Raw genomic sequence first — 590 nt, 5'->3', positions numbered from 1 at the left:
TGCACGCCGTCGGCACGCAGTGGAGCCGCCTGTCCTTCACGCAGCCCAGCCGTCCGGCGGTGCTCACCGGCCAGGCCGAGGCCGACTCGCAGCCCGACAGCAGCTACCGCTACGTCCTCATGCCGGTGCGCTTCGCGAGCTGACGCCAGCCGACGTGGCTGCGCCGACGGCGCGGCCACCCTGCCCGCCGTATGCCGTCGGGCTGGCGTAGCCTCGAACAGCCCCGCACGCTCCCCCCGCAGAAAGGCACGCGACATGCAGCTCGGTCTCATCGGTCTCGGCAAGATGGGCGGCAACATGCGCGAGCGGTTGCGCCGCGCGGGCCACGAGGTGGTCGGCTTCGACCGCAACCCCGACGTCGCCGACGTGGGCACGCTCGAGGACCTGGTCAAGGCGCTCGAGGCGCCGCGCGTCGTGTGGGTCATGGTCCCGGCCGGCGACCCGACGCGTGAGACGGTCAAGGCGCTCGGCGACCTCCTCGAGCCCGGCGACCTCGTCATCGACGGCGGCAACTCCCGCTTCACCGACGACTTCGAGAACGCCGATCTGCTGGGCGAGAAGCAGGTCGGCTACGTCGACTGCGGCGTCAG

Annotated in this window: 1 protein-coding gene; it reads left to right on the top strand. The window is 72.0% G+C overall.

The annotated features are described in order from the left end of the window. Nucleotides 1–255: 255 nt before the first annotated feature. On the top strand, nt 256–590 hold a 335-nt coding region (locus tag ABD194_RS18540; protein WP_343994234.1), incomplete at its 3' end, for an NAD(P)-binding domain-containing protein.

It is taken from the genome of Terrabacter terrae, assembly GCF_039529575.1.
Lineage (GTDB): Bacteria > Actinomycetota > Actinomycetes > Actinomycetales > Dermatophilaceae > Terrabacter > Terrabacter terrae.
This window is presented reverse-complemented; position numbering and strand designations above follow the sequence as displayed.